At 62.7% G+C, this 3,695-nt stretch carries 6 protein-coding genes; all 6 read left to right on the plus strand.

Features of this window, described 5'->3' with window-relative positions; genetic code table 11:
• The first annotated feature begins 144 nt into the window (after positions 1–144).
• Positions 145–342, plus strand: a complete 198-nt coding sequence (locus JWQ89_RS17895; RefSeq protein ID WP_299643169.1) for a hypothetical protein — start codon at positions 145–147, stop codon at positions 340–342.
• Positions 343–617: 275 nt separating this feature from the next.
• Positions 618–905 (plus strand): hypothetical protein, encoded by a 288-nt coding sequence (locus tag JWQ89_RS17900; protein WP_299643171.1) that lies wholly within the window; start codon positions 618–620, stop codon positions 903–905.
• A gap of 53 nt (positions 906–958) precedes the next feature.
• A complete protein-coding gene (locus JWQ89_RS17905; RefSeq protein WP_299643172.1) occupies positions 959–1,183 on the plus strand; it encodes a helix-turn-helix domain-containing protein in 225 nt (74 codons plus the stop codon).
• Positions 1,184–1,227: 44 nt separating this feature from the next.
• A complete protein-coding gene (locus JWQ89_RS17910) occupies positions 1,228–2,424 on the plus strand; it encodes a site-specific integrase (RefSeq protein WP_299643174.1) in 1,197 nt (398 codons plus the stop codon).
• Positions 2,425–2,830: 406 nt separating this feature from the next.
• Positions 2,831–3,109, plus strand: a complete 279-nt coding sequence (locus JWQ89_RS17915; RefSeq protein WP_299643176.1) for a hypothetical protein — start codon at positions 2,831–2,833, stop codon at positions 3,107–3,109.
• A gap of 39 nt (positions 3,110–3,148) precedes the next feature.
• Positions 3,149–3,695 (plus strand): ParB/Srx family N-terminal domain-containing protein (locus JWQ89_RS17920; protein ID WP_299643178.1); only part of this gene is annotated, 547 nt, incomplete at its 3' end.

Genomic DNA, 3,695 nt, shown 5'->3' on the forward strand with positions numbered 1-3,695 from the left:
GCTCGACGAGGAGGAGACGGCGCTTGAAGCGTTGAACACGGAAACCGATCCGGCCCGCCGTGAAGCGCTGTTGCAGACGGCGCACGCCGCGTCGATTCGCGTATCGGACGCGCGGGTGGCGTGGAAAGAAAAAGGTGGCGGCCGATGAGATTCGTGACGCGCATCGGCAAGGACTACGACCGATCCATCCTCGAGCTGCACGCGCTGGGATTCGAGGTGAAGGCGATCGTCACGAAGACGGGGCTGACGGTGCGGCGCGTTGAGCGGGTGATTGAGCAGGAGCAGGGGCGGCTTGAGCGAGAACACGGCGCGGCGGTGCGTCGGCTGATGGAAGGACGGTGATGGCTTGGATCGTCTACGAGGACTCAGCCTCTTCAGCGGGATCGGTGGCATCGACCTCGCCCTTGCTCCATGGGTGCGAACCGTCGCCTACTGTGAAGTCGATCGCTATTGCCAGGGCGTTCTCCTGTCCCGCATGCACGACGGTCAGCTTGATCGAGCCCCAATCGTGCCAGCCATCTCTCTTCGAGGGCTGGACAGCGTCACCGCCGAACTTTCCGCGGTCGGGTATGACGCTCGGTGGGACATGCTACGAGCTTGCGATGTGGGAGCGCCCCATGTCCGAGAACGATGGTGGCTTCTGGCCCACGCCGTGCGCGCGCGACTACCGGAGCCCGGGGACGTCGGTGGCGCGGAGCCGGATGGGCGGTGGCGGGCAGCCGCTGAGCGTCGCATTCAAGCAGCGCTTTGGTCACCGGCTGACGGCGAGCTTCGTCGAGTATCTGATGGGCTACGCCCCTCGACACACCGCATTAAGTCCCTGGGCAACAGCGTGGTTCCGGCCTGCGCGCGCGAAGCGTTCCAACGCCTCGCCGGCATCAAGCCGAGCGGCGGGTGACGCATGACCCACCGAATCTCCAATAGCGTTTTAATACCATTTGCACGCCGCGAGAATCAAATGGACAATTCCGCCAAGCAAAGCGGCATCTTTGACAACCAAATAAGTCCATTAGTCACGACAAAGGAAGCAGCCGAGATCCTCCGCTGCACGCCCGGCAACATCCGGAACCTCGTCTACCTCGAGAAGCTTAGGCCCGCTCAGCGGATCAACAACAAGCGTCTCCTGTTTCGACGCGGTGACGTGGAGCGCCTGGTCCAGGTGTTTCCCGAGTTTGACGACTGATGACATGCGGCGAATTGGCTCCTCAAAGAGGAGTAACAATTTAGATGGCCCACAAGACCAAAGATGGAACCTGGCGCGCGACGCCTCGGATCAACGGCAAGAAGGCCTCGGAGAATTTCCCGACGAGGCGCCTGGCCGAGCAATACGAGGCACGTGTCAAGCTGGGAAAATACGAGCCCGCAGCGGAACCCGTAAAGCGGGATCCCACGTTCGAGGAGTTCAGCGCGACGTGGCTGAAAGATATCGCGACGGTCGACAAGGACGAGACGACGATCGTAGTCGACGCCGCGACGATTCGGGTGCACCTGATCCCGGTGCTGGGGCACATCCGGCTCGGCAAGCTCCGAAAGACCGACGGCCTCCGCCTTCGGTCGGTGCTCAAGGAAAAGAATGGCCGGCACGGAAGGAAGTTGAAGCCAAAGTCAATCAATAACTACCTGTCGCTGGCCAAAAAGATGATGAAGGATGCCGCCGATCACGAGCTGATCGCGGCGAGCCCGTTTCAGGGGGTCAAGCTCCTGAAGGTGCCCAAGCGGGAGTTCGCGTACTGGACGGCCGAGGACCGGGACAGATTCATGTCGGCCGGCCGGGAGGCGGACCCGGCGTTCGCCGAGCTGGTGCTGGTCGCAACCAACACCGGGCTCAGGAAGGGCGAGCTCCGGGCGCTCCAGCGGCAGCAGCTCGACTTTAGGCAGAGGCAGATCCGCGTCGACGCCACCTACTCAGCTCAGCTGGGCGTGCGGCTCGAGCGGACGAAGAACGGGGAGTGCGCCGTCGTCCCGATGAACGACGCCGTCTACCACGCGCTGCTCAGTAGGCAGGACCTCCCGGCCGATGCTCCGGTGTTCCCCCCGGAGCTGTTTGTCGACGCCTGCCACCGGCTCAAGCGGCGGTGCAAGACGTTCGGGTTGAGGGTGCTGCGCTTCCACGACCTCAGGCACACGTACGCCTCTATTTTGGTGATGGCGGGCGTGCCGCTCTACACCACGCAGAAGCTCATGCGGCACAAGTCGATCTCGATGACCGAGCGGTATGCGCACCTGGCTCCGGGGTACCTGCGAGAAGCAGCCGAGAAGTCGAACACGATGGCAGTCGTGATCGATTTCCCAGCTCGAGCTGCTCAAAGCAACGGCCCCGATTTGGCCCCGGTGACTCGTGCTAGCGGCGCAACCCGCGAGAGCGGCAAAGATTTGTTGGCGGCCCCACCTGGAATCGAACCAGCAAGGACCGTCGCCCAATAGGGCAGTAGGAACACCGTCTTCCCCTAGACCCACACGGCTTTGAGCCAATTTCCGCACCGTCATTACCGTCACGGACTGTCACGAATGTCTGTATTGCGTGGCCCCGATTTGGCCCCGATTGGCCCCGGTGATAGGGTGGGGCGCTAAAGAAAAATTGAAATGCCGCTTTGGGAAGCCCCGCGTTGTACGCGGGGCTTCTTTGCGTGCGCAAACCGTCATTTTCATCACGGTGTGTCATGCATCGTCAGGCCGGTTTGCGCCTGCAGCTTTTCTGCTCCAGGCTCGTTTTGAGCATCCACTCAGCGACACAAACGACACCGATTTTTTTCGATTCCGATGGGGATGGGGAATGCAGGTCACAGGCCGGCACTTTCTGCCGCCCTCGGCTTTCAAACACGAGGGCTCGATGGCCGGCAAAACCGAGGGGGGCAACAACACCCAAATCCTCCTCCTCGCGGCCCTGCTGGCCGCCAACGGCGGCGGCACCTTCATCGGCTCTCAGGGCCAAAACAAGGTGGTCGAACAGCTGGCCGAGCTCCGGAAGTCGATCGAGAAGGCAACGGACGAGATCGGCGCCCAGCGGCGCGAGCTGACCGAGCAGGGCGAGCGGATCCGGTTCATCGAGGCCGACCACGGACGGCGGCTGAATGTCCTCGAGTCGATCATGGGCAAGGTCAAGAAATAGGCAGCGGACGCCGGCAAGGACGCTGGCGTGAAGGCTAGGATGGCCGACACTCCCCATAACCTTCAGGTCAAGTACCTGCCCTTGGCAGCGCTGTTGCCGTATGCGCGCAACTCGCGCACGCACAGCGACGACCAGGTCGCGCAGATCGCGGCGTCCATCCGCGAGTTCGGATTCACGAACCCCGTCCTGATCACGCCGACCAACGACATCATCGCCGGCCACGGCCGGGTCAAAGGCGCGGCGCTGGCCGGTCTCGACATGGTGCCCTGCATTTGCCTGGGCCACCTCACCGAGACGCAGCGCCGCGCCTACGTCATCGCGGACAACCGGCTCGCGCTGAACGCGGGCTGGGATATGCAGATGCTCACGCTCGAGCTGCAGGAGCTCGGCGCGGCGGAGTTCAACCTCGAGCTGCTCGGCTTCGACGAGAAGGAACTGGCCAAGCTGACGGGTGACGAGTCACCACCGCCGGCCGAAGCGGTTGCTCCGCCGCAGGAGTGGCTGATCGTCATCTCATGCGGCAATGAAAACGAGCAAGCGCGACTTTACGACCAGTTGACCAGGGAGGGGGTGCAATGCAAAATTA

This window comes from Devosia sp. (genome assembly GCF_028290645.1).
In the GTDB taxonomy this organism is placed as follows: Bacteria; Pseudomonadota; Alphaproteobacteria; order Rhizobiales; family Devosiaceae; genus Devosia_A.

Coding starts and splice junctions, on each gene's coding strand:
- JWQ89_RS17895 (WP_299643169.1), top strand. CDS start 145: ATGAGATTCGTGACGCGCATCGGCAAGGACTACGACCGATCCATCCTC.
- JWQ89_RS17905 (WP_299643172.1), top strand. CDS start 959: ATGGACAATTCCGCCAAGCAAAGCGGCATCTTTGACAACCAAATAAGT.
- JWQ89_RS17910 (WP_299643174.1), top strand. CDS start 1,228: ATGGCCCACAAGACCAAAGATGGAACCTGGCGCGCGACGCCTCGGATC.
- JWQ89_RS17915 (WP_299643176.1), top strand. CDS start 2,831: ATGGCCGGCAAAACCGAGGGGGGCAACAACACCCAAATCCTCCTCCTC.
- JWQ89_RS17900 (WP_299643171.1), top strand. CDS start 618: ATGTCCGAGAACGATGGTGGCTTCTGGCCCACGCCGTGCGCGCGCGAC.